Source organism: Snodgrassella communis, assembly GCF_914768045.1.
Taxonomy (GTDB): Bacteria; Pseudomonadota; Gammaproteobacteria; order Burkholderiales; family Neisseriaceae; genus Snodgrassella; species Snodgrassella communis.
In genome coordinates this window covers 1-26,998 of the sequence record NZ_CAJZCD010000009.1, presented here as the reverse complement: position 1 = coordinate 26,998, position 26,998 = coordinate 1, and the positions used below count along the sequence as shown (strand labels likewise).

The 26,998-nt window shown below is 40.7% G+C and carries 28 protein-coding genes and 1 pseudogene; 24 read left to right on the top strand and 5 right to left on the bottom strand.

Features of this window, described 5'->3' with window-relative positions; translation table 11 throughout:
* The first annotated feature begins 1 nt into the window (after nt 1).
* The 22 genes from rplO to MJ761_RS08750 all read left to right on the top strand — a co-directional run bounded on the left by rplO (nt 2) and on the right by MJ761_RS08750 (nt 18,049).
* Nucleotides 2–436, top strand: a complete 435-nt coding sequence (gene rplO, locus MJ761_RS08855) for a 50S ribosomal protein L15 (protein ID WP_093092410.1) — start codon at nt 2–4, stop codon at nt 434–436.
* Nucleotides 437–449: 13 nt separating this feature from the next.
* Entirely contained in the window at nt 450–1,766 is a 1,317-nt protein-coding gene (secY, locus tag MJ761_RS08850) for a preprotein translocase subunit SecY (RefSeq protein ID WP_093092407.1), read from the top strand.
* Between the two features lie 5 nt (nt 1,767–1,771).
* Nucleotides 1,772–1,990, top strand: a complete 219-nt coding sequence (gene infA / locus MJ761_RS08845) for a translation initiation factor IF-1 (RefSeq protein ID WP_003684714.1) — start codon at nt 1,772–1,774, stop codon at nt 1,988–1,990.
* 18 nt (nt 1,991–2,008) lie between these two features.
* Nucleotides 2,009–2,122 carry a 50S ribosomal protein L36 gene (rpmJ, locus tag MJ761_RS08840; protein ID WP_003697674.1) on the top strand — a complete coding sequence of 38 codons (114 nt, stop codon included), beginning with the start codon at nt 2,009–2,011 and terminating at the stop codon, nt 2,120–2,122.
* 58 nt (nt 2,123–2,180) lie between these two features.
* Nucleotides 2,181–2,543 carry a 30S ribosomal protein S13 gene (gene rpsM / locus MJ761_RS08835; RefSeq protein ID WP_037406984.1) on the top strand — a complete coding sequence of 121 codons (363 nt, stop codon included), beginning with the start codon at nt 2,181–2,183 and terminating at the stop codon, nt 2,541–2,543.
* A 16-nt stretch (nt 2,544–2,559) separates the two neighbouring features.
* Nucleotides 2,560–2,952: a 30S ribosomal protein S11 gene (rpsK, locus tag MJ761_RS08830; protein ID WP_025331688.1), complete on the top strand. Its 393-nt coding sequence runs from the start codon at nt 2,560–2,562 to the stop codon at nt 2,950–2,952.
* 15 nt (nt 2,953–2,967) lie between these two features.
* Complete coding sequence (gene rpsD, locus MJ761_RS08825) at nt 2,968–3,588, top strand: 30S ribosomal protein S4 (RefSeq protein ID WP_025331687.1); 621 nt, start codon at nt 2,968–2,970, stop codon at nt 3,586–3,588.
* A 24-nt stretch (nt 3,589–3,612) separates the two neighbouring features.
* Nucleotides 3,613–4,599 carry a DNA-directed RNA polymerase subunit alpha gene (locus MJ761_RS08820; protein ID WP_093092405.1) on the top strand — a complete coding sequence of 329 codons (987 nt, stop codon included), beginning with the start codon at nt 3,613–3,615 and terminating at the stop codon, nt 4,597–4,599.
* Nucleotides 4,600–4,617: 18 nt separating this feature from the next.
* The gene (gene rplQ / locus MJ761_RS08815; RefSeq protein WP_093092403.1) at nt 4,618–5,001 is read left to right on the top strand and encodes a 50S ribosomal protein L17; all 384 of its coding nucleotides are present in this window, start codon (nt 4,618–4,620) and stop codon (nt 4,999–5,001) included.
* A gap of 540 nt (nt 5,002–5,541) precedes the next feature.
* Nucleotides 5,542–5,928: a hypothetical protein gene (locus MJ761_RS08810; RefSeq protein WP_093092401.1), complete on the top strand. Its 387-nt coding sequence runs from the start codon at nt 5,542–5,544 to the stop codon at nt 5,926–5,928.
* Between the two features lie 14 nt (nt 5,929–5,942).
* Entirely contained in the window at nt 5,943–7,271 is a 1,329-nt protein-coding gene (gene miaB, locus MJ761_RS08805) for a tRNA (N6-isopentenyl adenosine(37)-C2)-methylthiotransferase MiaB (protein WP_093092399.1), read from the top strand.
* Nucleotides 7,272–7,482: 211 nt separating this feature from the next.
* Nucleotides 7,483–8,796 (top strand): NCS2 family permease, encoded by a 1,314-nt coding sequence (locus tag MJ761_RS08800; RefSeq protein WP_093092397.1) that lies wholly within the window; start codon nt 7,483–7,485, stop codon nt 8,794–8,796.
* Between the two features lie 127 nt (nt 8,797–8,923).
* Entirely contained in the window at nt 8,924–9,487 is a 564-nt protein-coding gene (locus MJ761_RS08795) for a beta-class carbonic anhydrase (protein WP_037406993.1), read from the top strand.
* Nucleotides 9,484–10,119 (top strand): nicotinate-nucleotide adenylyltransferase, encoded by a 636-nt coding sequence (nadD, locus tag MJ761_RS08790; RefSeq protein ID WP_093092395.1) that lies wholly within the window; start codon nt 9,484–9,486, stop codon nt 10,117–10,119. Before MJ761_RS08795 ends, nadD begins: the two co-directional genes overlap by 4 nt.
* Nucleotides 10,120–10,182: 63 nt before the next feature.
* The gene (rsfS, locus tag MJ761_RS08785) at nt 10,183–10,572 is read left to right on the top strand and encodes a ribosome silencing factor (protein ID WP_037406998.1); all 390 of its coding nucleotides are present in this window, start codon (nt 10,183–10,185) and stop codon (nt 10,570–10,572) included.
* Nucleotides 10,573–10,604: 32 nt separating this feature from the next.
* Nucleotides 10,605–11,075 (top strand): 23S rRNA (pseudouridine(1915)-N(3))-methyltransferase RlmH, encoded by a 471-nt coding sequence (gene rlmH, locus MJ761_RS08780; protein WP_093092393.1) that lies wholly within the window; start codon nt 10,605–10,607, stop codon nt 11,073–11,075.
* Between the two features lie 210 nt (nt 11,076–11,285).
* Complete coding sequence (dxs, locus tag MJ761_RS08775) at nt 11,286–13,163, top strand: 1-deoxy-D-xylulose-5-phosphate synthase (RefSeq protein WP_093092391.1); 1,878 nt, start codon at nt 11,286–11,288, stop codon at nt 13,161–13,163.
* A gap of 444 nt (nt 13,164–13,607) precedes the next feature.
* Nucleotides 13,608–14,606 carry a tRNA dihydrouridine synthase DusB gene (gene dusB, locus MJ761_RS08770; RefSeq protein ID WP_093092389.1) on the top strand — a complete coding sequence of 333 codons (999 nt, stop codon included), beginning with the start codon at nt 13,608–13,610 and terminating at the stop codon, nt 14,604–14,606.
* Between the two features lie 38 nt (nt 14,607–14,644).
* The gene (locus MJ761_RS08765; protein ID WP_037407002.1) at nt 14,645–14,890 is read left to right on the top strand and encodes a helix-turn-helix domain-containing protein; all 246 of its coding nucleotides are present in this window, start codon (nt 14,645–14,647) and stop codon (nt 14,888–14,890) included.
* Nucleotides 14,891–14,922: 32 nt separating this feature from the next.
* Nucleotides 14,923–16,497: a bifunctional phosphoribosylaminoimidazolecarboxamide formyltransferase/IMP cyclohydrolase gene (gene purH, locus MJ761_RS08760; protein ID WP_093092387.1), complete on the top strand. Its 1,575-nt coding sequence runs from the start codon at nt 14,923–14,925 to the stop codon at nt 16,495–16,497.
* Nucleotides 16,498–16,581: 84 nt separating this feature from the next.
* The gene (locus tag MJ761_RS08755; RefSeq protein WP_093092385.1) at nt 16,582–17,388 is read left to right on the top strand and encodes a sulfite exporter TauE/SafE family protein; all 807 of its coding nucleotides are present in this window, start codon (nt 16,582–16,584) and stop codon (nt 17,386–17,388) included.
* Between the two features lie 25 nt (nt 17,389–17,413).
* Nucleotides 17,414–18,049: an MBL fold metallo-hydrolase gene (locus MJ761_RS08750; protein WP_093092383.1), complete on the top strand. Its 636-nt coding sequence runs from the start codon at nt 17,414–17,416 to the stop codon at nt 18,047–18,049.
* A gap of 121 nt (nt 18,050–18,170) precedes the next feature.
* Here the strand turns inward: MJ761_RS08750 and MJ761_RS08745 are convergent, their stop codons facing one another.
* The 5 genes and pseudogenes from MJ761_RS08745 to rfbB all read right to left on the bottom strand — a co-directional run bounded on the left by MJ761_RS08745 (nt 18,171) and on the right by rfbB (nt 24,163).
* Nucleotides 18,171–19,457 carry an AmpG family muropeptide MFS transporter gene (locus tag MJ761_RS08745; protein ID WP_093092381.1) on the bottom strand — a complete coding sequence of 429 codons (1,287 nt, stop codon included), beginning with the start codon at nt 19,455–19,457 and terminating at the stop codon, nt 18,171–18,173.
* Between the two features lie 297 nt (nt 19,458–19,754).
* Nucleotides 19,755–21,188: pseudogene (locus tag MJ761_RS08740) on the bottom strand (DNA recombination protein RmuC); the annotation flags it as partial.
* A 334-nt stretch (nt 21,189–21,522) separates the two neighbouring features.
* Nucleotides 21,523–22,089: a dTDP-4-dehydrorhamnose 3,5-epimerase gene (rfbC, locus tag MJ761_RS08735; protein WP_093092377.1), complete on the bottom strand. Its 567-nt coding sequence runs from the start codon at nt 22,087–22,089 to the stop codon at nt 21,523–21,525.
* Nucleotides 22,086–22,994: a glucose-1-phosphate thymidylyltransferase RfbA gene (gene rfbA, locus MJ761_RS08730; RefSeq protein WP_239392906.1), complete on the bottom strand. Its 909-nt coding sequence runs from the start codon at nt 22,992–22,994 to the stop codon at nt 22,086–22,088. Before rfbA ends, rfbC begins: the two co-directional genes overlap by 4 nt.
* A 155-nt stretch (nt 22,995–23,149) precedes the next feature.
* On the bottom strand, nt 23,150–24,163 hold the full coding sequence (gene rfbB / locus MJ761_RS08725) for a dTDP-glucose 4,6-dehydratase (RefSeq protein ID WP_093092375.1): 1,014 nt from the start codon (nt 24,161–24,163) through the stop codon (nt 23,150–23,152).
* A gap of 167 nt (nt 24,164–24,330) precedes the next feature.
* Here rfbB and MJ761_RS08720 point away from each other — a divergent pair, with 167 nt between their 5' ends.
* Both MJ761_RS08720 and MJ761_RS08715 read left to right on the top strand, forming a co-directional pair.
* A complete protein-coding gene (locus MJ761_RS08720) occupies nt 24,331–25,725 on the top strand; it encodes a mannose-1-phosphate guanylyltransferase/mannose-6-phosphate isomerase (protein WP_093092373.1) in 1,395 nt (464 codons plus the stop codon).
* Between the two features lie 148 nt (nt 25,726–25,873).
* Nucleotides 25,874–26,716: a glycosyltransferase family 32 protein gene (locus tag MJ761_RS08715; protein ID WP_093092371.1), complete on the top strand. Its 843-nt coding sequence runs from the start codon at nt 25,874–25,876 to the stop codon at nt 26,714–26,716.
* Nucleotides 26,717–26,998 lie beyond the last annotated feature (282 nt).

Sequence of the window (26,998 nt, the reverse complement as noted above, 5' to 3'; positions counted from 1 at the left end):
CATGCTTTTGAATACCATTCAACCAGCTGTAGGTGCCAAACATGCGGCTCGCCGTGTGGGTCGTGGTATCGGCAGTGGTTTGGGCAAAACTTGTGGCCGTGGTCACAAGGGGCAGAAAAGCCGTAAAGGTGGTTATCATAAGGTTGGTTTCGAAGGTGGTCAGATGCCTTTGCAGCGTCGTCTACCGAAACGTGGCTTTAAATCTTTAACTGCCGGTTTTAATGCTGAAGTGCGTTTAGATGATCTGGCTAAAGTTGCAGTTAGCGAAATAGATGTTTTGGTACTAAAACAAGCTGGACTAGTGCCTGCTACTGCTTTAAATGTTAAAATCATTGCATCGGGCAGTATTGATAAGGCGGTAACTTTAAATGGTATTAAAGCCACCAAAGGTGCGCAACAGGCCATTGAAGCTGCCGGTGGTAAAGTAGCAGAATAAGGCAAGGAATCAAGTGGCTAATCCGCAATCCGCAACAGGACTTTCAAAGTTCGGTGATTTAAAAAATCGTCTGATGTTTTTACTTGGTGCGTTGGTTGTATTCCGCATCGGTTCGCATATACCAGTGCCCGGTGTGGATGGTGCTGCTTTGACCAAACTGTATGAAAGTGCCGGCGGAGGCATATTAAGCATGCTTAATATGTTTTCCGGCGGTTCGTTGCAACGATTCAGTATCTTTGCAATAGGTGTGATGCCTTATATTTCAGCGTCAATTATTGTCCAACTAGCTTCTGAAATTATTCCTGCCTTGAAAGCACTTAAAAAGGAGGGAGAAGCTGGGCGCCGTACTTTGACCAAATATACGCGTTATGGCACCGTTTTGCTGGCTACCTTGCAAAGTTTTGGAGCTGCCGCATTTGTTTATCAGCAGAATGTTGTAGTATCCAGCCAATTTGAATTTTATTTTTCAACCATGGTCTGCCTGGTTACCGGAACTATGTTTTTAATGTGGTTGGGTGAACAGATTACTGAACGTGGTATTGGTAATGGCATTTCGCTGATTATTACTGCCGGTATTGCAGCCAGTCTGCCTGCCGGTATTGGTCGCTTGTTAACATTAACTAGTCAGGGATCTATCAGTTATCTGATGGCTGTTGCCCTGATCGTGGGTGCTTTAGCATTAATATATGCAGTTGTGTATATAGAGAGTGCACAGCGTAAAGTACCAGTGCAATATGCTAAGCGACAAGTTGGTAATCGCATTATGCAAGCGCAAAATTCCCATTTACCATTTAAATTGAATATGGCTGGGGTTATTCCGCCGATTTTTGCATCCAGCATTATTTTGTTTCCGTCTACTCTGCTAAGCTGGTTTGGTTCGGCAAATCAGGATGGATGGCTACAGAAACTGGCCAGTTTGTTACAGCATGGTCAGCCTGTTTATATTTTGCTATTTGCAGCTACTATTATCTTCTTTTGTTATTTCTATACGGCTCTTGTATTTAGTCCAAGAGAAATGGCAGAAAATCTGAAGAAAAGTGGTGCTTTCGTGCCGGGTATTCGCCCTGGTGAACAAACCAGCCGTTATCTGGAGAGAGTTGTATTGCGCTTGACTTTTTGGGGCGCAATTTATATAGCTATCGTGTGCCTGATTCCAGAAGTACTGACTTCTGCGATGAATGTACCTTTCTACCTAGGTGGCACCTCACTACTTATTCTGGTGGTGGTGACCATGGATTTTAAAACGCAAATTGCTTCATATGTTATGAGTAGTCAGTACGAACATTTAATGAAGCGTTCTGCGATGAAATCATTATCATCACGTCGTTAAGTATTATGGCTAAAGAAGATACCATACAAATGCAGGGTGAAATCCTTGAAACCCTGCCCAACGCAACTTTTAAAGTTAAACTTGAAAACGATCACGTTGTTTTAGGTCATATTTCTGGGAAAATGCGTATGCACTATATTCGCATTTCTCCTGGAGATAAAGTGACTGTTGAATTGACTCCGTACGATTTGACTCGTGCTCGCATCGTTTTCCGCGCCCGCTAAGAGTAGAAAGGAAATAATATGCGCGTTCAGCCATCGGTAAAAAAAATTTGCCGCAATTGTAAAATCATTCGTCGCAACCGTGTTGTACGTGTGATTTGTACTGACCCTCGTCATAAACAACGTCAAGGCTAATTGGATAACCATAAGTCTTTGTGTTATAGTGACAGACTTTTTGCCCTAAGGAAAAAATATGGCTCGTATTGCAGGGGTAAATATCCCTAACAATGCCCATATCGTAATTGGCCTTCAGGCTATTTATGGTATTGGTTCGTCTCGCGCTAAACTGGTTTGCGAAGCTGCCGGCGTTGTGCCGAGCACTAAAGTAAAAGATTTGGACGAGGCTCAACTTGATGCTTTACGTGAACAGATTGCCAAATACCATGTAGAAGGTGATTTGCGTCGTGAAGTGACCATGAACATCAAACGTTTGATGGACATGGGCTGTTATCGTGGTCTGCGTCATCGCCGTGGTTTACCCTGTCGTGGTCAGCGTACTCGTACCAATGCACGTACGCGTAAAGGTCCGCGTAAGGCGATTGCAGGCAAGAAATAATTGATAAGGAACAATAATGGCTAAAGCAAACACAGCTCGTGTGCGCAAGAAAGTACGTAAATCTGTAAGTGAAGGTATTGTGCATGTACATGCATCTTTTAATAATACCATCATTACTATCACTGATCGTCAGGGCAATGCATTATCTTGGGCTACCTCTGGCGGTGCTGGTTTTAAAGGTTCACGTAAGAGCACACCATTTGCCGCTCAGGTTGCGGCTGAAGCAGCTGGTAAAGTTGCCCAAGAGTATGGCGTAAAAAATCTGGAAGTTCGTATTAAGGGGCCGGGTCCTGGTCGCGAATCTTCTGTACGTGCGCTCAACGCTCTTGGTTTTAAGATTACCAGTATTACAGACGTTACACCATTGCCACACAATGGTTGTCGGCCACCAAAAAAACGTCGTATCTAACAGGAGTATTTGAGTATGGCACGTTATACCGGCCCGAAATGTAAATTAGCCCGTCGTGAGGGCACTGATCTGTTCCTGAAGAGTGCACGTCGCTCTCTGGATTCTAAATGTAAATTGGACTCTGCTCCTGGCCAGCATGGTGCGAAAAAACCGCGTTTATCTGGTTATGGTTTGCAATTGCGTGAGAAACAGAAAATCCGCCGTATTTACGGTGTTTTAGAACGTCAGTTTCGCCGTTATTTTGCTGAAGCAGCCCGTCGTAAAGGTTCGACTGGTGAACTGCTGCTTCAGTTGTTGGAATCTCGTTTAGATAATGTGGTATACCGCATGGGTTTTGGTTCTACCCGCGCTGAGGCTCGTCAGTTGGTATCTCACAAAGCCATTACCGTGAACGGTCAGGTTGTGAACATTCCTTCTTTTCAGGTAAAAGCTGGTGATGTTGTTGCTGTTCGCGAAAAAGCCAAAAAACAGGTGCGCATTCAGGAAGCATTCAGTTTGGCCAGTCAGATTGGTTTGCCAAGCTGGGTTTCCGTTGAAGAGGGCAAACTGGAAGGTGTTTTCAAAAACATGCCAGATCGCACTGAATTGAGTGGCGATATTAATGAACAGCTGGTGGTAGAGTTTTACTCTAAATAAAGCTGGTTAAGTGAGGACAGTTAAATGCAAAACACATCCGAATTCTTGAAGCCACGTCAAATTGACGTTGACACCTTGTCTGCAACCCGTGCCAAAGTGTCTATGGAGCCTTTTGAACGTGGTTTCGGCCATACGTTGGGTAATGCTTTGCGTCGTATCTTACTGTCATCAATGAATGGTTATGCGTCGACAGAAGTAACGATTGAAGGCGTATTGCATGAATACTCTACGCTTGACAGCGTACAGGAGGATGTCGTTGATATCCTGCTGAATCTGAAGGGCGTAGTATTCAAGGTGCATGGCCGCACAGAGGTAACTTTAAGTCTGAAAAAATCAGGTGCAGGTGTTGTTACTGCTGCTGATATAGAGTTACCACACGATGTCGAAATTGTTAACCCTGATTATGTTATTTGCCATCTTTCTGAAGGTGGTAGTATTAATATGGAAATTAAGGTTGAACAAGGTCGAGGTTATGAATCTGTGTCAGGACGTCGAAATAAAGACGACCACAAACGTATCGGCGCTATTCAACTAGATGCAAGCTTTTCGCCTATCAGTCGTGTTAGCTTTGAAGTGGAACCCGCTCGTGTAGAGCAGCGTACTGATTTAGACCGCTTGGTTCTGGATATTGAAACCAATGGTGCTATTGATCCAGAAGAAGCGGTTCGCAGTGCGGCCTGTATTTTAATTGACCAGATGTCAATTTTTGCCGATTTACAGGGTACTCCGGTTGCGGTGGTGGAAGAAAAAGAACCACCAATTGATCCGATTTTGCTTCGTCCAGTTGATGATCTGGAGTTGACTGTTCGTTCAGCAAACTGCTTGAAAGCTGAAGATATTTACTATATTGGCGATTTGATTCAACGCACAGAGACTGAATTATTGAAAACCCCGAATTTGGGTAGAAAATCTCTGAACGAAATCAAGGAAGTTTTGGCTTCCAAAGGTTTGACGTTGGGTTCAAAACTAGAAGCCTGGCCACCGGCCAGTCTGGAAAAGCCTCAAGTTTGATGATTAAAGGATAATGACATGCGTCATCGTAATGGTAACCGCAAATTAAACCGCACCAGTAGTCACCGTGCTGCTATGTTGCGTAATATGGCCAATTCTTTGTTGACTCACGAAGCAATTGTAACTACCTTGCCTAAAGCAAAAGAGTTACGTCGTGTAGCTGAACCATTGATTACTTTAGGTAAAAAGCCTTCATTGGCTAATCATCGTTTAGCTTTTAATCGTACGCGTGATCGTGACGTTGTGGTGAAACTTTTTAATGAGTTAGGCCCGCGCTTTGCTAATCGTAATGGTGGCTATCTGCGCATATTGAAGTATGGTTTTCGTAAGGGTGATAATGCTCCACTAGCTTTAGTTGAGTTAGTTGAGAAAGCTCCTGAAACACAAGCTGTAGCTGAGTAATCAGGCTACACAGACAAGCCAGCCGTTGGGCTGGCTTGTTTCATTTTGATGTTTTGTTTCCCTCTATGCTTGATGGCTTTGATACTTTTCTTTTTTAATTTGTGCATTTGGACTTGTGTTTAATATTGTTGCTTTATCAATTCAATGTATTCGCTGGTAAGTAATATATGCGAATAATATTAAATGTTATGTAGTCGTTAGTTTTAATTCGGTGGCCAAAGCACGCAATTTTATAAAGTTTAGTTGATGGCTTGTTGTTTGGGTTTTCTTTTAAGGTATATCAGTATGTGGATTTTACGTTGAAATTTGTTGTAAGTATTGATTATGAGCTGTCTTTAACTAAAATCTAAGTATGATTTCAATTTAATTGTATTTCTTGAAATTTAGCAGGGTACTTTTGTTTAAATTGATGTTTATATGCTGATTATTTAGTTGCCTAGCTTTTAAAAGACTTTTTTGCTTTGTAAGCTGTTAGTTATTTGTCTTCTGCGTATAATTATTGCCTGTAAGTTGACCTTCATTGTTATTTAAGGAGAAAACATGAAGTATTTGCGTTTGGCGTTATGTGGTTTGATTTTCTTTACCTCTTCGTTTGTATGGGCTAGTCGTGTTTTACCTAATGATGTTCGTATTGTTGTGATGAAGAGTGCTGAAGGACAGCAGGTGGTGCTGGGTACGGCGAAAAAAGCTTGGTTACGCACTTTAAGTCTGGGTTTAATGAAAGGTAATAAAACATTTCAGTTAAGCAAAGTAGTCCGAGTACATGATACTAGTAATCGTTTTGTTACTTACAATACTTTATACCGGTTTAAGAATATACCTATAGCAGTACGATTTGATAAGGCAAATCAGATTCAGGAAATCTGGATATTGACGGATGAGGAGCGAGATGCATTGGTTCGTCCGAATAATCCTCAGGTTGATTAATATTGTTAGGTGATATGAAAAAAGTATTTATACGAACTTTTGGTTGTCAAATGAATGAGTATGACAGTGAAAAAATGCTGTCTGTACTGGCTGAAGGGCAACCATTAGAACGCACTGACCGAGCCGAAGATGCGGATATTATTCTTTTTAATACCTGCTCAGTGCGAGAAAAAGCTCAGGAAAAAGTATTTTCAGATTTAGGGCGCATCAGGCCTTTAAAAGCTAAGAATCCAGATTTGATTATCGGGGTTGGCGGTTGTGTTGCTTCACAGGAAGGTGAAGCAATTATTCAGCGTGCGCCTTATGTAGATGTGGTATTTGGTCCGCAGACTTTACATCGTTTGCCGAAGATGATTCAGGATAAGGAAACCAGTGGTCTGTCTCAAGTAGACATTTCTTTTCCGGAAATTGAAAAGTTTGATCATCTGCCACCTGCACGGGTTGAAGGTGGTGCAGCATTTGTCTCGATTATGGAAGGCTGTTCCAAGTATTGTAGTTTTTGTGTTGTGCCTTATACCCGTGGTGAGGAGTTTTCACGCCCGCTGGAGGATGTTTTAACTGAAATTGCTGGTCTGGCACAACAGGGTGTTAAGGAAATTAATCTGCTCGGACAGAATGTAAATGCCTATCGTGGAGATATGGGCGATGGTGAAGTATGTGATTTTGCTACTTTGTTACGCATAGTCCACGAGATACCGGGTATTGAACGTATGCGCTTTACGACAAGTCATCCGCGTGAATTTTCTGATGCTATTATTGAATGCTATCGTGATTTGCCGAAATTGGTATCGCATTTGCATTTGCCGGTACAGTCTGGTTCTGATCGTGTCTTAACAGCGATGAAGCGCGGTTATACTGCACTTGAGTATAAACATATTATTCGCAAATTACGTGCTATCCGGCCGGATTTGTGTTTAAGCTCAGACTTTATTGTTGGTTTTCCTGGTGAAACGGAACGTGAATTTGAGCAGACTCTGAAGTTGGTACAGGACTTGGCTTTTGATTTAAGCTTTGTCTTCATTTATAGTCCTCGTCCGGGTACACCGGCAGCAAATTTGCCGGATGATACGCCACATGCTGAGAAGGTACGTCGTCTGGAAGCATTGAATAGTGTAATTGAAGCTGAAACGGCTCGAATTAATCAGTCTATGGTTGGTAGTGTGCAGCGTTGTCTGGTGGAAGGAGTGTCGAAAAAGGATCCAGACCAGTTACAAGCGCGTTCGGCAAATAACCGGGTAGTTAATTTTACGGGACATCCTCGTTTGATTAATCAAATGGTGGAGCTGGAAATTACTGAAGCATATACATTTTCTTTGCGCGGAAAGTTAGTCTTAGCCGAATAAAGTACTCAGTTGCAGAATAGAGGAAAAACACCGCATTAGTTCACTCGTGTGAATACAGGTACATGTACATATTAATACAGGTATAAAGGCTGTGCTTGTTGTCGGATTTTGATGTAGTAGTTATTTAAATTTTTTATTGTCCGGTTATCAGGAAAATTTTTGGTGATAACTGGTTTTATCTGGCCTTTTTTCGGTATTAAAAGGAATTGGCATGAGCCTAGCGGTTACTTCTTTTTTGGATCGTTTTTTTAAAATTAAAGAAAGTGGCAGCAGTGTACGCACTGAAGTGTTAGCTGGTCTGACCACTTTTTTGGCAATGAGTTATATTTTGGTGGTTAATCCCACTATTCTTCAAGATGCCGGTATGGATTTCGGTGCGGTTTTTGTGGCTACCTGTATTTCTTCAGCCTTTGCTTGTATGATGATGGGGCTGATAGCAAATTATCCGATAGCTCTGGCACCCGGAATGGGGCTGAATGCTTATTTTACTTATGCTGTGGTAAAGGGTATGGGTATTCCGTGGCAGGTAGCATTAGGAGCAGTTTTTGTTTCTGGCATCATTTTTATTATTCTGAGCTTGTTTAAAGTACGTGAGGCGATTGTTAATTCGTTACCAAATTCCCTCAAATATTCCATTGGTGGCGGCATCGGGTTGTTTCTGGCTCTGGTGGCGCTGAAAAGTGCCGGCATTGTGGTATCCAATCCAGCTACTTTGGTTAGTTTGGGTGATATTCATTCTCCAAAGGTGCTTTTGGCAATTGTCGGCTTCTGTTTGATTGTTGCATTGGAACATTTCCGAGTGCGTGGCGGGATTATTATTGGTATTTTATTAATTACGGCAATTGCTTCTGTAACCGGACTTAATCAATTTCAACACGTGTTTGCACCAGTTCCTTCGTTGGCTCCGACATTTTTGCAGCTAGACTTTCATGATTTGTTTACCATGAGTCTGGTTAGTGTTATTTTTGTATTTTTCTTTGTGGATTTATTTGACAGTACCGGTGTTCTGATCGGTGTTGCTGGTCGCGCTGGTTTGCTGGTAGATGGTAAGTTGCCACGAGTGAAAAAGGCATTGTTAGCTGATTCAACCGCGATTGTGGTTGGTGCTGGTTTGGGCACTTCTTCTACTACTGCTTATGTGGAATCTGCGGCTGGAGCTGCTGTTGGCGGTCGTACTGGTTTGACAGCAGTAGTAGTTGGTGTTTTGATGCTGGCCAGTTTATGGTTTTCTAAACTAGCGGCTAGTGTTCCAGAATATGCTACTGCCCCTGCATTGCTGTATGTAGGAGTGCTGATGATGCGCAGTATGACAGAAATTGACTGGAAAGATGTTACTGAGGCAGCACCTGCATTCTTTACTCTGATTTTTATGCCTTTTGCTTATTCTATTGCAGATGGCATAGCGATGGGTTTTATCAGTTACGCACTGATTAAGTTGTTCTGTGGTAAGGTTAAAGAAGTATCTTATATGGTATGGATTATTGCTTTATTGTGGGCATTCAAACTGCTCTGGCTAGGTGCGTGAGATAATCCGGTTTGTAACAGGCAGCCGTTACGGCTGCCTGAATACTTTATAGCTATATATTCTGGGCGCTGATGCACTGATATATTGAGCAGGGTGCAGCTATTATATAAATGAAAAGGGAGGAATTATGTCTTTAATTGATGAGATTATGGACTTTAACCAGAAATTTGTTGATGCTGAAGAATATGAGCAGTTTTTTACGGACAAGTATCCAGAAAAAAATCTGGCTATTGTTTCCTGTATGGACGCACGAATTCTGGATTTATTACCGCGTGCTCTGGGGCTGAAAAATGGAGATGCCAAGGTGATTCGTAATGCAGGAGCTTTGGTCACTCACCCATGGGGTTCTGTGATGCGCTCATTGCTGGTGGCTGTATTTGAGATGCATGTGCATGAAATTATGGTAATTGGGCATTATGATTGTGGTATGCAGGAATTGCATGTCCCCGATATGCTTGATCGAATGCGTGCTCGGGGTGTCAGTGATGAGCGTCTTGAAATTTTGGAGAATGCGGGCGTAGATTTTCATAAATGGCTCACTGATTTTGATAGTGTGGAAGATGCGATTATGCATTCGGTTAATATGATACGTAAGCATCCATTGATGCCGAGTGAGATTAAAGTACATGGTCTGGTCATTCACCCGATTACGGGTAAGCTGAATATTGTGGTTAACGGAAATAAAATATGAAACGTATCGGTTTGTTTGGTGGTACTTTTGATCCACCACACAATGGCCATATTCATATCGCGCAGGCTTTCGCTGATGAATTAGAACTCGAAAGTGTTATTTTTATTCCAGCAGGTGAACCGTATCATAAACAAGTTGTTACCCGTACTACTGCGGCACAGCGTCTGGCTATGGTGGAGCAGATGATTGCTGTAGATGAACGCTTTAGTGTGTCTGATTGTGATGTGGTACGTAAAGGACCTACTTATACGATTGATACTGTGTCTCTGTTTCATCAGGTATTTGCGCAGGCACAGTTATGGTGGTTGCTGGGAATGGATTCATTGTTGCAATTACCGAACTGGCATCGTTATGAGGCTTTATTACAAGGTGTTAATCTAGCTATAGCTCAACGTGGCGAGCAACGCTTAGCTGCTTTGCCTGCGACATTACAGCAATGGTTACCTGAAGCATTAGCTAAAAATCTGACTACACCGGAGGGCAATGATGGCGGACGTGCAGTGTTATTGCAGGCATCTTTCTTACCGGTGAGTTCCACTGATATTCGAAAGCAATGGCCGATGGGTAATCATGATTGCGTTCCGGCTAGTGTGGCAGAGTATATCGACCGCGAACGCCTTTATCAGGCATAATTTATATATTTATAGAGTATTTCTGAGCAGGAAATGCTTTTAACACAATAGGATATTTACTGTATGGATGAAAATCTTATCGCGCAATGGGACAATATGGTAGCCATTGGCGTTAATGCACTCGAGGATGTTAAAGGTAAAGACATTACTGTACTGGATACATCGGCACAAACTTCGCTGTTTTCTCGGATGATTATTGCCAGTGGTGACAGTACGCGTCAGGTAAAGGCTCTGGCAAATAATGTTGTTGTGGATTTAAAAGAGGCTGGTTACGATATTATTAGTACGGAAGGCCTTGATAGTGGTGAATGGGCACTGGTTGATGCTGGTGATCTGGTTGTTCATGTGATGCAGCCTGCGGTGCGTGATTATTATGATATCGAAGCTTTATGGGGTGGAGAGAAGCCTTCTTTTCATGCAGGCGCAGCTAAACCATGGCAAGCAGTAGATTGATGCTTGCTGGATGATATATTTATTGAGATTAAATGAATATTACAGTACTGGCGGTAGGAACAAAAATGCCGCACTGGGTGGATTATGCGGTAGCCGATTATAGTAAAAGGTTTGGCCGTGAGATTCAGTTTCAGCTTAGGGAAATCAAGCCGGAAAAACGTGGTGCCGGTATTAATGCTGCGCAGGCGATGGCCGCAGAAGAGGAACGTATTGTTGCAGCTATTCCCTCACATAGTTATCTGATTGTACTGGATGAACGTGGGAAAGCGCCAACTTCCATGGAACTGGCGGATTGGCTGAAACGATGGCAGCAACAGGGTGATAATCTGTGTTTTGTTATCGGTGGCGCTGACGGGCTGACTGATCGTTTAAAGCAGCGGGCAAATTTGTTATTGCGCCTTTCCAGTCTAACTTTGCCACATGGCATGGTGCGTGTACTGTTAACTGAGCAGCTTTACCGTGCTCAGTCGATTTTGCATAATCATCCATACCATCGTGAGTGATTTTGATGGATGTCAGTAATTTGGGTATATGTTTATGTTTTAGTCATGGTTTTGATGTATACAGCTTGTTCTGATTAATCAGGATAAAATAATTTGTTGACATCAAATGAATACCCCCGTACAGGGGGTATGTTAGTATATAATTGCTGTGCGCTTGGTTTGGCTGGTATATGGCCCGTTATCTGCATTAATAACAAGTAAAGTCTGATTATGAATCCTACCCCTCTGCTTGATACTATTGATTTACCACAGGATGTGCGCCGTTTGCAAAAGAACCAGTTACCTCAGCTGGCAAATGAGTTACGTGCTTATTTACTGGAATCAGTAAGTAAAACTGGTGGACATTTTGCCAGTAATCTGGGCGCGGTTGAATTAACAGTTGCTCTACACTATGTATACCAGACGCCGCAAGATCATCTGATCTGGGATGTAGGACATCAGAGTTATCCGCACAAAATCCTGACAGGGCGTAAAACACGTATGACGACTATGCGTCAATGTGGTGGTCTGGCAGGTTTCCCCAAGCGTAGCGAGTCGGAATACGATGTGTTTGGTGTTGGTCATTCTTCTACGTCGATTGGTGCTGCGCTGGGTATGGCTGTCGCTGATAAATTACAGCATAAAACTAACCGCAATGTTGCTATTATTGGTGATGGTGCGATGACTGCGGGGCAGGCGTTTGAAGCATTGAATAATGCTGGTGATATGGATATTGATTTGCTGGTTATTCTTAATGATAATGAGATGTCTATTTCACCAAATGTCGGTGCACTGCCCAAATATCTGGCCAAAAATCCTTTGCATGATGTTAAAGGGTTGGTGAAATCAATCAAACATAAATCAGAAAAAGTATTAGGTTTAGTGCCGGGAGCTCTGGATGTAGCGCAGCGGGTAGAAAATAAAATCAAAGATCTGATTGAAGAGAGTACCAGTACTGATACGCTGTCTTTATTCGATAATTTCGGTTTTACTTATTCGGGACCGATTGATGGGCATGATGTTATTCAGCTGGTAGATGTGTTGCAGGATATGCGGAATCGTAAAGGACCGCAGCTATTGCACATCATTACTAAAAAAGGTCATGGTTATAAACTGGCTGAAAATGATCCGGTTAGTTTTCATGCTGTCAGTGCGTTTGATCCACAGCAGGGGTTGCATTCGTCTGTAACGGTGTCTAAACCTACCTATACCCAAATTTTCGGCCAATGGATACTGGATCAGGCAGCAGTAGATCAAAATTTGCTGGCAATTACACCAGCCATGCGTGAAGGCAGTGGTCTGGTAGAATTTGCCCGGCAATATCCAGAACGTTATTTTGATGTCGGTATTGCTGAGCAGCACGCTGTAACTTTTGCAGCTGGTTTAGCTTGTGAGCAAATGAAGCCGGTAGTGGCAATTTACTCAACTTTCCTGCAACGGGCTTACGATCAGCTGATTCATGATGTGGCATTACAGAATTTACCGGTTTTGTTTGCAATTGATCGTGGCGGAATTGTTGGGGCAGATGGTCCAACGCATGCTGGTGTTTATGATTTGAGTTATCTGCGCTGTGTGCCTAATCTGGTTATTGCAGTGCCAAGTGATGAGCGTGAATGTCGTTTGTTGCTATCAAGCTGCTATCAGCTTAATCAGCCTGCAGCTGTACGCTATCCTCGTGGTATAGGTGCAGGTGTTGATGCAGGAGCTGATTTGGCTACAGTACCGATTGGCAAGGGGGTGCTGCGCCGTCAAGGAGACAAAATTGCTTTAATTGCATTTGGCAGTATGGTGCAAACAGCCCTTATTGTGGCTAATGCAATTGATGCTGCTGTGGCAGATATGCGTTTTGTGAAGCCATTGGATGCGGAGCTATTGCTACAACTGGCAGCAGAATATGATTATTTGGTTACATTGGAAGAGAATAGCCAGATTGGTGGCGCAGGAAGTGCTGTCCTTGAAGTGCTGGCGCAGCATAAGCAGAATAAACCGGTATTGACTCTGGGGATACCTGATGTGGTTACCGGACATGGTGATACAACACAAGTGCTTGATCAAATAGGATTAAGTGCTGACAAGATTCGGCAACAGATTCTTCAGTGGATAGGGTAAGCTTTTATCTGAATGGTTATAGGTAAGCGATATCTTTTGTTATATTTGTGAGTTAATATCATTATATTGTTCAGGGATCTATAACTGAATTGTGGGAAATTTTTATTATAAAATTTTTGTTTCAATATTAAATCATGTGTTTGCAGATGGCTGGCAGATTTTACAGGTAAGTATTAGGCATAGTTTATTGCTAGTGCTTTTCCGATTATTCAAGAAATTTATTCAGTTGTATTGTTCCAGAATTGAAACGAAATCATTGTACTACGCTATACTGTCTTAATATTGAACGATAAAAGGCGGAAGCTATTTCAGTTTAGTTTGGATTATGTACTACTATAATCAATTTTTTTAGTAAATGATGGTATTTGCGTTTGGAGTACCTGCCTAAAAATTGTACAATGGTCATATCCGGCTATTGTTTTCCCCTTATCTTTTTTATTTGTTATGCATATTGGTTGTTATCAGCTTGTTTCTCCTTTTGCCTTAGCACCCATGGCAGGAATAACTGATAAACCATTTCGCCAGCTATGTCGTGAGTTTGGTGCAGGCTGGGCTGTGAGTGAAATGATTACCAGTAATCCGCAATTGCAGCAAACACGCAAGACTTTACAGCGAGTGAATTATGAGGGTGAGAATGGTATCAGGGTGGTGCAGATTGCCGGTAGTGATCCGAAGCAGTTGGCAGATGTGGCACGCTATAATGTAGCCCGTGGTGCAGCGGTTATTGATATCAATATGGGTTGTCCGGCAAAAAAAGTATGTAATGCGCTGGCAGGCAGTGCTTTACTACAAAATGAATCGCTGGTTGAAGCAATTTTACAGGCAGTTGTCGATGCTGTTGATGTACCGGTAACCCTTAAAACACGTCTTGGCTGGGATGATGAGCATCGCAACATTTTGACTATTGCACAGATAGCAGAACAGGCAGGAATTACTGCTCTTGCAATACATGGCCGTACACGTACACAAATGTATCGTGGAGAGGCCAGTTATGATTTGATTTCACAGGTACGACAGCAGGTAAACCTGCCAGTGTGGGTTAATGGGGATATTACCAGTCCGCAAAAAGCATTAAGAGTATGGCAGGACACTGGTGCGGATGGTGTAATGATTGGACGTGCAGCTCAGGGGCAACCATGGCTGTTTCGTGACCTTGTGCATTACCATAAGTATGGTCGTTTGCCACCTTCGCTGACTGTGGCTGAGCATGCTCAAGTGATAACACGTCATATTGTTGCCATGCATGATTTTTATGGCATGGTTATGGGTGTACGTATTGCCCGTAAGCATATTGGGTGGTATGTAGCTGCATTACCGGAAGGTGAGCATTTTCGCAGGCACATTAATACAGTAGATAATGCGCAAATGCAGTTACAACTGGTGAATGACTTTTTAGACAGGCAGGTTGCACAATTAACCGCATGGCCGTGTGCCTATCGGTAGCTGTAAACAGTTTTCCCTGCCATATAAGGAAAATGTAAATGAGTGGAACACCTAAAGTTAGTATCGCACAATGTATAGAGGCAAATATAAGACAGTATTTTGCTGATCTGGATGGTGAAACACCTTGCGCGGTCTATGATATGGTGTTGCAGCAGATGGAACTACCGCTATTACGTTGTGTGATGGAGGTTTGTGAGCATAATCAAACTCGTGCAGCACAGATTCTGGGTTTGAACCGCAATACACTACGTAAAAAATTAACGCAATATCATTTGTTGGATTGAATCAGTAATATTTGTATTTTAAGGGAAAAACCATGGCTGTAATCAAACGGGCACTGTTGAGTGTGTCAGACAAAACCGGTGTGATTGATTTTGCACATCAGCTAACGCAATTGGGTGTCGAATTACTCTCAACAGGAGGAACAGCTAGTTTATTGGCCAATGCAGGTATCGCAGTAACTGAAGTGGCCGACTATACCGGCTTTCCAGAGATGCTGGATGGGCGGGTAAAGACATTACATCCAAAAATTCATGGTGGGATTCTAGGACGGCGCGACTGCCCTGAACACAAGGCACAAATGGCCAAGCATGATATCGGTACCATAGATCTTGTATGTGTGAATCTGTATCCATTTGCTGCAACAGTGGCGAAGCCGGATTGTACATTAGAAGATGCTATCGAGAATATTGACATTGGTGGCCCGTCCATGGTGCGCTCTGCCGCTAAGAACTGGCGAGATGTGGTCATTGTTACAGATTGTAATGATTATGTAGCAATTATTACCGAGTTAAAGCAACATGGTTGCCTGTCAGCACAGACCCGTTTTAGCTTGGCTCGAAAAGCTTTTGCGCACACTGCTCAATACGATGGCATGATTGCCAATTATCTGACGAGTGTTGATGACAAAAATTTGGCTGGGCAACCGAATTTACATACTTTCCCACAACAATATAATCAAAGCTGGCTAAAAGTACAGGATTTACGCTATGGCGAAAATCCGCATCAGCAGGCTGCCTTTTATCGTGATTTACAACCGGCCGCTGGTAGTCTGGCTAATTATCAGCAACTACAGGGAAAAGAATTATCGTATAACAATATTGCTGATGCTGATGCTGCATGGGAAGCTGTTAAATCTTTTACCCAGCCTGCCTGTGTCATTGTAAAACATGCTAATCCGTGTGGGGTGGCAGTTGCTGCTGATACCTTAACTGCATATCGGCTGGCATTTGCTACAGATACTACCAGCGCTTTTGGCGGTATTATTGCTTTTAATTGCGAAGTAGATGCCGCAACAGTAGAGGCCGTTACCGGCCAGTTTCTTGAAGTACTAATGGCTCCAAAATTTACTGCCGAAGCAAAAGCCATCATAGCGGCCAAAAAGAATGTGCGTGTACTGGAAATTTCTTTGTCAGGCGGAGCAAATCAGTTTGAATTAAAACGTGTTGGCGGTGGTTTGCTGGTACAGACTACAGATAATCATCAGATAGAAATGAATCAATTAAAGGTTGTAACAAGGCGTACACCCACAGAGCAGGAAATGCAGGACTTACTATTCGTATGGAAAGTAGCCAAATACGTGAAATCTAATGCAATTGTATTTGGCAAGGGTGGACAAACCTACGGAATAGGTGCCGGGCAAATGAGCCGGGTTGATTCAACGCGAATAGCTGCGCGTAAAGCTCAAGATGCAGGCTTTGAACTTGCTGGTGCCTGTGCTGCTTCAGATGCATTTTTTCCGTTTAGAGACGGGGTCGATGTGATTGCTGCGCAAGGTATTAAGGCTATTATCCAGCCGGGCGGTTCTGTACGTGATGAAGAAGTAATTACTGCTGCCAATGAGCATGATATTGCCATGGTAATAACCGGCGTGCGTCACTTCCGCCATTAAAATTAGGCCATTATCTTTCAGAAGTAATGCAATTTTAATTTAGCCACTAGCGCATACCAGCATTATCGTTTAATCGACTTATCTATGGAACTGCTTACTTATTTATTAATAGGTACTGTAGCAGGTTTTGCCGCCGGCCTGTTTGGGGTTGGCGGTGGATTAATTGTGGTACCTGTTCTGTATATTGTCTTTATGCAATCCGGTTATGGAGAAGCGGTAAGTATGCATCTGGCTCTGGGAACATCTCTGGCTACCATCATGGTTACTTCCATCAGTTCTATACTGGCTCATAATAAAAACCATGCAGTATTGTGGCTGGTAGTAGGGCAATTAACTCCCGGGCTTATACTAGGCTCATTTGGTGGTGCTGCTATTGCTGATGCCTTGTCAGGTCAGAAGCTGCAACTGATTATTGGTATTTTTTCCTTGCTCGTTGGAATCAACATGTTTTACAGTGCCCAGACAAAAAGCAATTTACAGCAGGGACAATCAATTAATCCATACTGGCACTGGTTCGCAGGTGCCATTATCGGCATAGCTTCCGCCTTATTTGGTATTGGTGGCGGCAGCTTAACCGTACCTTATCTGAGTCGCAGCGGGCTAACTATGCAACAGGCTGTTGGTACTTCTGCTGCCTGTGGTCTGCCAATTGCAGTTACAGGTGCTTTAGGTTTTATGTTTTTTGGTGCGCATGAACAAATCCATATAGCTCATACCATTGGTTATGTCCATATTTATGCATTTATTGGCATCAGTATAATGAGCTTTATCACGGCTAGACAGGGAGCAAAAGTAGCACACCGGCTTTCACCCGCTATGCTGAAAAAATGTTTTGCCTGTTTACTATTATTCATGAGTATGTATTTTTTAAGTAAAGCCCTGTTATTATAAATGGGTAGCAAAATAAAGGAAAAAAATGGCTTTACAGATGAGAGTTATACCCGTAACCCCGTTTCAACAGAATGCGGCACTACTATGGGATGATGTTAGCAAAGAGGCAATATTGACAGATGTCGGTGGTGAAGCCGAACGTTTATTGAGTGAGGTAGACAAGTACCAGCTCAAATTACAGGCCATCTGGTTAACACACGGACACCTTGATCATGCTGGTGGGGTGACAGATTTAACTGCCCAGCACGCTGTTCCAGTATGGGGGCCACATCAGGCAGACGATTACTGGTTGCAGGCATTACCGGAGGTTACCACTAATTATGGCTTTCCTCTTAGTCAGCCGTTTACACCTACTCACTGGTTACAGGATGGTGATAAGTTAACTGTTGGTGAACACACATTTGTTGTCTATCACATACCCGGGCATACTCCCGGTCACGTTGTATTCTACAGTCAGGCGAATAGCCTGCTGATTGCTGGCGATGTTTTATTTCGGGAATCCATTGGCCGTACTGATTTCCCAGGTGGGAATCATGCTGATTTAATTCATGGCATTCAGAGTAAATTGTTTACCTTGCCCGATGAAACCCGAGTTTTGCCGGGGCATGGATTTATGACTACGATTGGTCATGAAAAAGAATATAATCCATTTTTGCGTTAATCATACCACCACTTATTTGCAAGGAACTTAAATTTAAATATTAGAAAATAACTACATGCTTAGTTGATTACAGACAAATGTGTAGTAAATTTCTTATCATCAAATCATGGGTAATAAACATTCAAACATTGATTAGCCTTTTATTCCATGGCGCAACTTTCAACAATAACAGCATACCTGGTAAGGCTAGAAAAAAACATAACCAGAAAAAACTCACATAGCCTAACCAGTTAACCAAATAGCCTGTAGTTGCGTTAATCAAGGTTCTTGGTACTGCAGCAAGACTAGTAAACAGCGCCAGTTGTGTCGCCGTAAAGGCGGGATTGGTTTCCCGCGCCATATAAGCCACAAAAGCAGCCGTACCCAAACCTACACCAACAGCCTCAAATCCAATAACAGCAGCCAGTATCAACAGCTGTTTTGTACCGATAACTGTAAAGGGTCCCTGACTAGCCAGCCAGGCAAAACCCAGAATAGAAAAAACCTGTACCAGCCCAAATAACCATAAAGCACGATTAATGCCCAGCTTAATCATCCAGATACCACCCAGAATTCCAGCAATAATCGTTGGCCATAAACCAGCATTTTTGGCAATCAGACCAATATCTTTCTTACTAAAGCCCATATCCAGATAAAAGGGTGTAGCCAGCGCAGTAGCCATACTGTCACCAAGTTTATATAGGAAAATAAAAAATAGTACCAGCAAAGCGCTTTTAACGCCTTTACGGGCAAAAAACTCCTCAAAAGGATCAATAACAGTCTGTTTAAAAGACTTAGATGTCAGTACAGGTAGCTTTGGTTCATGAGCCAGAAAGAGAGTCACCAACATCCCGGGCAACATAAATAATGCTGTAATAGCAAATACCGTTGGCCATGGATATATATCGGCCAGAATGAGTGCTAAAGAGCCCGGAACCAGTGCCGCAATACGATAGGAATTAACATGAATCGCATTACCCAGCCCAAGCTCATTATCCTGTAATATTTCACGCCGGAAAGCATCCAATACAATATCCTGACTGGCAGCAAAAAAAGCCACAAACAAAGACAAAATCTTAATCGCCGTCATGTTCTGCTGTGGATTAAGCACCATATAACCCAGCAGCGCCAGCAATAGAGCAACCTGTGTGATAAACATCCAGCTACGTCGTCTTCCCAGCCATGGAAAATAAAGCGCATCCATCAATGGTGACCATAAAAACTTCCAAGTAAAAGGTAAACCAACGATTGAAAACAGACCAATAGTAGTTAGATCTACACCTTCATTACGCAGCCACGCCGGTACCAGATTAATCAGAAAATATAACGGTAGGCCGGAACTGAAACCGGTAAATACACAAATCAGCATATGGCGACTGAAAATTTTATGCCATAAAGATGTAGTTAATTGAGTATTATTCTGAGTCATACAGATATAATCCACCAGCAAATCACATATGCCCGAAAAACCTGCATAAATCTCAGCTCTTATGCAATTGGCACAAATTGTTAAAAAAGAAAACAGACTAGTAATGAACTCGTTATTGTACGCCAGTTTGAAATCGCATAAAGCAACATGTACTCATGGCTTACATAAGGTGCTATCCAAGTCATCGATGTACAACAGATAATTAACTATTGAATTGGTAGGGCCTAATCAGAGAGAATCTGTAGTGGCCACAGGTAATTCTTCTTCGTCCTCTTCCAGACATTGATAGTGTTCAGGCAAATTTTTACTGCTTTGCACACCCAGTTGACGCAATTTATTGGCTTTACTCACCAGATTTCCACGACCACTTACCAATTGTCCCATGGCTTTCTGAAATTGTCCTTGTGCCTGATCCAGATTTTTACCCACACCTTCCAGAGTATTTACAAAGCCAACAAATTTGTCATACAACCTGCCGCCTTCCTTTGCGATAGTCAAAGCATTCTGATTTTGTTGTTCACTACGCCAGATATGAGCAATTGTACGTAGTGTAGCCAGTAAAGTACTGGGACCAACCAGCATAATCCGCTTTTGAAAGCAGTCATCAAACAGCTGATTATCCTGTTGTAGCGCAAGTAAATAGGCTGGTTCAACCGGAATAAACATAAACACAAAATCCAGCGTATTTAGCCCATCAATTTCATCATAGCATTTGGCCGACAGCTCTTTGATGTGCTGACGTACCGACTGAATGTGTGCGGCTAAAGCCTTGTCAGCACTGCTGGCATCAGTTGCCTGAGTATAGCGCACATAAGCAGTAAGCGATGTTTTAGCATCAATAACTATCTGTTTATTTTCTGGTAAATTTACCAGTACATCCGGTTGCAAGCGACGTTGGCGGCCAAACTCATCAATAACAGTAGAAGAAGCCTGTAAAACATATTCCCGCCCCTTGTGCAAACCAGAATTTTCCAATACCTTTTCCAGAATCATTTCGCCCCAGTTACCCTGATTCTTATTTTGGGTACCAGACAACGCATCAGTAAGTGCTTTGGCATCATAATGCAATTGTGCATTCAACTGCTGTAAGTGTTTCAGCTCAGTTTCCAGAGTAGTCCGCTCTTTAGCTTCTTTTTCATAGGTATTTTGCACCAGCTGACTAAATCCTTGCATACGTTCGTGTAAAGGATTCAGCAATTGGCTAAGACTGGCCTGATTCTGCTCACTGAAGCGTTTACTCTTCTCTTCCAGAATATCATTAGCCAGTGATTTAAACTGGTCACTGAGACTGGTACGAGCTTCATTTAAAAGTACAAATTTTTCTTCATATGCCTCACGTTCATGCTGTAGCTGTGAAGCCAGACGACTATTTTCTACACGGACATGATTCAGTTCCTCCTGAACCTGCATATATTTTTCTTCACGCAAACGCCATTCCTCACCGTGCAACTGCCAGTTTTGCAACTGTTGTTCTGCTGTAGCCAGTTTAGTCGAAAGAATCTGGAATTGTTCTGAGATCGACCGATATTGCTGTCGCTCCTGCTGTAATGTATCTTGAACATTGATTAATTGAGTATTAACTGCTTCAGCAGCACTCAAACGCTTGTGAACAAGCTGTAACTCCTCACGGCAGTGGTTCAGCTCAATTTCAATATTCTGATTAATTTGTTGTAAATTATTTGCTTCCGTTTGAATACGAACCATTTCATTTGTTGCCTGCGACAGACGCATGTGCCCAGCCTGACGTTCTTGCAATAATTTTTGGTGCGATATTAAATAGATAACAGATGAAACCAATATAAGTGCAATAATCCAAATCAGCCAGATAGTGAAAGTAACAGCTGCCATAATGAAATAATACCAAAAAACTAATACAAAGAAAGCAATAATATCATGGTCGTATCTTTACAGAAACGTATTTAAAAATTGGAATTTGACAATCCATATAAATCAGCTTTCTCAGCCAATTTATCTTTTTTAAATTTAATTTAAATACTTAATCTATATCGTGATTAAAAAAAGAAAGCGCAAGCAATAATATTTTTAACAAGGTTTTAAAAACTAGCTATAGATTATTTTTAAAATGTGCAAAATTTGGAGCCTGAGCATCTTTACGTGCCTGACTAACTACCATATCTGAGCTTATAGGCCAAGAAATAGCTAGTTCAGGGTCATTCCAGAGCAGTGTGCGCTCACAATCTTTGGAATAAAAATCAGTTGTTTTATATAAAAATTGAGTATTATTTTCCATGGCGATAAAACCGTGGGCAAAACCTGCTGGTATCCAGAATTGTCGACGGTTAGTTGCAGAAAGTTCAATTCCATACCATTTGCCAAATGTATGGGAGTGTGGGCGTATATCAACTGCTACATCCCAAACCCTCCCCTGAACAACACGAACTAGTTTACCTTGTTCATGTGGTGCTATTTGATAATGCAAACCCCGTATCACACCTTTGTGCGATAAAGAGTGATTGTCCTGAACAAAAATAGGGCAAGGCAGATTACGCTCTTGCAAAGCCTGCTCAAACTGGTTTTTATTAAAGCTTTCCATAAACCAGCCGCGCTCATCGTTCAATACCAGTGGCTCAACGATTAATAAGCCTAGAATGGGTGTGTCGATCACATTCACAGTAGGTCTTTCTTATAATATTCAGTGTGAATTCGCAATAAATATTGTCCATAGTTAGTTTTAGATAAGAATTGACCACGTTCATACAATTGATCAGCACTAATCCATCCATTATTAAAAGCGATTTCTTCAAGACAAGCTATTTTTAAATCTTTTTGGTTTTCAGTTCTCTGCACAAACTGATTTGCTTCAATTAAAGATTTGTGAGTTCCCGTGTCCATCCAAGTAAAACCACGATCTAATAATTCAACATTTAACTGTTGCTGTTTCAAATAAATATTATTGATATCAGTTATTTCTAGTTCTTTTCGTGTAGAAGGGGTGATTTCTTTTGCTATTTCAACAACTTGATTGTCGTAAAAATATAAACCAGTGACTGCATAATTAGACTTTGGTTTAACTGGTTTTTCTTCAAGTGACAATATATTTCTGTCATGATCAAATTCAATTATGCCAAATCTTTCAGGATCATTAACATAATACCCAAAAACAGTAGCACCGATTTGCCGTTTATAAGCTACGTTTAACTGTTGGCGAAAATTTTGTCCGTAGAAAATATTATCACCTAATATCATAGTCACATTATCATTATCAATAAAATCCTCTGCCAGAATGAATGCTTGAGCCAAGCCATCGGGAGAAGGTTGTGTTTGGTAACTAATCTTGATACCAAATTGACTGCCATCACCAAATAATTTTTTAAAATTAGGTAAATCACAAGGAGTTGTAATAATTAAAATATCGCGAATATAGGCTAGCATCAAAACAGAAAGTGGATAATAAACCATAGGCTTATCATAGATAGGAAGCAGCTGTTTTGATACAGCTATAGTAACGGGATAAAGCCTTGATCCTATACCTCCAGCAATAACGATACCTTTTCGAGGGGGCATGGGTAATAACATGGAATATAAACTTTATAAATAATGAATAACTATAATATATATCTATTAATTTTAAATAAATCTAGTACTGTAATGTATAATTTTTCATATTTTACAATATATTATATCGAAGTTTGAGTAAAAGTTTAATTTCCTTGAATCTGCTCATATAGTATTTATTTGTGAGATAAGCTTTTAATCCATTGTTGATTATTCAGGTACCAAGTAATTGTTTTATACAAACCAGAATGAAATGTTTCTTTAGGCCTCCAGTTTAACTCACTTTTAATTTTAGATGTATCCAAGGCATAGCGAAAATCATGCCCCTGACGATCAGTAGTATAAGTAATCAGATTCGTATAATTTTCTGATTTTATTTGGGATAATATGTCACATATAGTATGAATGACTTCGATATTCTGATACTCGTTATATCCACCAATATGGTAGGTCTCTCCAATCCGCCCACTGTTTGCAACAGCATATAATGCGTCTACATGATCCGTAACATATAGCCAATCACGAACCTGTTTTCCATTGCCGTAGACTGGAATAGGTTTATGATTTAGTGCATTTAATATAGTTAGAGGGATCAATTTCTCAGGATGTTGATAAGGACCAAAATTATTTGTGCAATGAGAAATAACAACTGGTAAATCATATGTCCGATTCCATGCTCTTACCAAATGATCAGCACTGGCTTTGCTGGCTGAATAAGGAGAACTTGGAGAATATGCAGATAACTCTGTGCATGGGGACATAGTGTGTTGTAAATCTCCATAAACTTCATCGGTCGAGATATGATGAAAACGGAAATTTTGTTGATCAGTATGACTGAGCTGATGGAAATAGTTACGAATCACTTCAAGTAAAGTGAAAGTGCCGACTATATTTGTTTTAATAAATAATGAAGGTGTGTCAATAGAACGATCTACATGAGTTTCAGCGGCGAAATGCATTACAATATTAGGTTTGAACTCATTAAACAAATTTGTTAATGTGGTTTGATTGCAAATATCTGTAGCGGAAAATTGATAACGTGGACAATTGACCACATCTGATAATGAATTTAAATTTCCTGCGTAAGTAAGTTTATCTATGTTTAAAACACAATGATCAGTTCGATTGATCAGAAAACGAATCATAGCGGAACCAATGAAACCGGCTCCTCCAGTTATTAAAAATTTCATATTCTGCGGATTTAAAAGTTAAAGAAATATTATAAGATTAACTAATCTAAAGGATTACTATTTTATCATTGTAAAATTATCTAAGAATAAGAATCTTTATGTCGTTCGTTTCAGTATAATATATGGTAATCTCTATCTAAAATTTATGCAAAATAACGGTTTTAATAATGATTAACATCATACTTTGTGGTGGGCAAGGCACACGCCTATGGCCAATCAGCAGAAATGCTCAGCCAAAACAATATATTCCTTTAATTGAAGGACAGTCACTGTTTCAAAAAACGGTATGTTATAACAAAGAATTGTGTGATCAATTCTATTTAATAACGAATCAAGATCAATATTTTCTATCAAAAGAGCAATTAAGTCATCTTAACGGTATAGATAATAGTCAGTTCTTAATTGAACCTATAGGCCGAAATACCGCTCCAGCTATTGCCTTGGCCTGTCTGGATTTAAATGAAGACGATATAGTGCTGGTTACCCCATCGGATCATTTAATTACCCAACAACAAAATTATCAGGCTGTTTTGCAAAAAGCTCAAGATACAGCAGAGAGAGGCTTTTTAGTAACCATAGGTGTAACACCTACATCTCCTGAAACGGGTTACGGTTATATTGAGTGTGATAATGGTAATAAGAATGAAATATTGGATGTCACCAAGTTCCACGAAAAACCAAATGTCCAAACGGCGTTGCAGTATATTTCGTCAGGAAAATTTTATTGGAATGCCGGAATATTTTGCTTTAAAGCTGGTGTTTTCTTAAAAGAATTATCGATATATGCCCCAGAAATATTAGATGCGTGTGTTTTGGCATCGAAAAACGCAGAGCGTAAGGATAATGTTAATCAGATTTCCTTGGAATATATGCAGAATATTCCAGAAAATAGTATTGATTATGCAGTTTTGGAAAAGTCGAACATAATAAAAATGATCCCCGCTCAATTTGGCTGGTCAGACTTAGGATGTTTCGATGCATTAGATCAAATCCTACCTAAAGATGAGCAGGGCAACACAACTGATCAGCATTATATTGGGTTAAATAGTCATAATAATCTGATTCTCGGCCATGATCGTGCCATTGCTACGATAGATATAAATGATTGTATAATTGTTGACACACCTGATGCATTGCTGATAGCTAATAAAGGTTCTTCACAAAAAGTTAAACAACTAATAAATAAATTAGAGAAAAATAATAAAAAGCTTTTACTAGAGCATAAAACCATGTATAGGCCATGGGGTAGTTATACAGTTTTAGAGGATGTTGATGGATACAAAATCAAACGCATCGAAGTTAAACCCGGAAAGCGTTTATCATTGCAGCGCCATTGGCATAGAAGCGAACATTGGATAGTGGTCTCTGGAACTGCTACAGTCACCATTGGTGATGATTCATATTTTGTTCGTCCTAATGAGAGTACATATATACGTATGGGGGAGGTACATCGTTTGGCCAATGATGGCAAAATACCCGTTGTACTAATTGAAGCTCAAGTGGGTGAATATACCGGAGAAGATGATATAGAGCGCTTGGAAGATGATTTCAAACGATGTTGAATCAATTATGAGTAAAAAGTTTAATGCATAATTAAATTTATGAAATATAAATTTAGTTTTCTAATCGTTTAATTTTATAAATCTATTAAGCTTAAAAAGTGAACAAAGCTATAATCTTTACCTTGCTAGATTGTACTACTTACTTATTATGTCGTTGAAAAAATATCAAATTGGTTTAAATAAAGGGCTGCACACTCTAAGTCTGCCCATCATAGCACAAGGAAAAGCTATTCCAAAAGTGATCTATCAAACTTATAAGGATTGGGACAGCCTTAAGCCTGAATGGTATGAAAATATTGATCATATCTGTGAGTTGAATCCCAAGTGGAAATATCATTTTTTTGATGACAAAGCAGTTGAAGAATTTATACGGCAAGAGTATGGGAAAGAAATATTAGAAGTATACTTATCTATTTCGCCTGAATTAGGTCCAGCACGAGCAGACCTGTTTCGCTATTTACTGATATATAAAAGAGGAGGAGTTTACTTAGATATCAAAACAACGTTAACTCAGCCTTTAGATAGTGTTTTAAAGCAAGATGATGTGTTTATACTATCACACTGGTACAATCAAGTACATCAGCCTAAAGAGCTGGCACGCTTAAATTATCAGGAAGATATTCAATGGACTATTTTATCTGCTGCAGGTCATCCATTTTTACGTCAGGTTTTAAATTATGTGTTGGGGAACTTACAAGTATATAATCCATGGTTGCATGGGGTGGGGAAACGCGCAGTGTTAAGAATTACAGGTCCATATGCTTATACCTGTGCGATAGAGCCAATTAAGTATAAATATCCTCACAGATTTACAAATGTAACAGAAAATCTTGGTATTGTTTACTCAATGTATGAGTTGATAAACTCTTCACCAGTCGATCATCCGAGTCAGCAACATGCATTAGATAAAAATCATTATTCACATAGTAGACAATTAATAGTAGATAAAAATAACTTAAGTTTTTGGCTATACAGATTTCTAAAAAAATAAGTCTGCAGGTATTTAAATATGCGGTTTCACTTATTCAAATATTACGCATGTGGTTCGATTAACAGGTATTCCACGTGTTAAATACGAAGCATATTTTTAGCAAAAAATATATATGTGGATAGGCTACACTAATTCATACAACTTTTTTTAGGGGGTAAGGTAAACTTAACTTTAAAAAGGAAAAAATGATGAATCAACAAAAACGCGCACGACGCTCTTTTAGTGCTGATTTCAAAGCACAAATGGTTAAACTTTATCAGCAAGGAAAATCGCGCAGTGAAT